We start from the raw sequence: 764 nt of genomic DNA, 5'->3' as shown, positions 1-764 counted from the left end.
TGTTTACGCCTATTTGGCAGACGCTGGATACCGACGATGGCGACTTCCTCGATCTCGCTTGGAGTGAAGATCCCACCAAAGAACCTGCGCAGAACAAACCCATCTTCGTTCTGTTTCATGGCTTGGAAGGATGCTTCTACAGCCCGTATGCAAACGGCCTGATGAATGCGTTTGCGAAATCTGGTTGGTTATCGGTGATGATGCATTTTCGTGGCTGTAGCGGCAAACCGAACAAAAAAGCTCGCGCATACCATTCAGGAGAAGTAACGGACGCTCGCTTCTTTTTGGAACACCTTCATCTGCGCTTTCCAAACAATCCAAAAGTCGCCGTCGGCATCTCCCTTGGTGGCAATATGCTGGCGAACTACTTAGCCCAATACAAAGATGACCCGATTTTAAAAGCGGCCACCATCGTCTCTGCACCACTGGATTTGGCGGCTTGTGCCAATCGAATTGAGCAGGGCTTTTCCAAAGTGTATCGCCGTTACCTACTCTCTTCGCTCAAACGGAATGCTCTACAAAAACATCATTTACTGCATGGCGAATTGGCGCTGTCGTACAACTCCATCAAGCGCGTCACTCGTCTGTACGAATTTGATGACTTGATCACTGCACCTCTGCATGGTTTTAAGGATGCACAAGATTATTACGATCAATGCTCAGGATTGAGCAAGTTACAGCAGATCACCTTGCCAACTTTGATCATCCACGCCAAAGACGACCCGTTCATGACCGAAGAGGTGATCCCAAAATTTGTTCTGCCA

The 764-nt window shown here is 48.4% G+C and carries 1 protein-coding gene; it reads left to right on the top strand.

What is annotated here, in order from left to right; genetic code table 11:
• The coding region (locus tag R7Z50_RS26770) for a hydrolase (RefSeq protein WP_318149652.1) at positions 1-764 on the top strand (764 nt) is incomplete at both ends.

Source organism: Vibrio sp. 1249-1 (genome assembly GCF_033340495.1).
The sequence above is the reverse complement of the archived record's forward strand: the minus strand, read 5'-3'. Positions and strand labels throughout refer to the sequence as shown.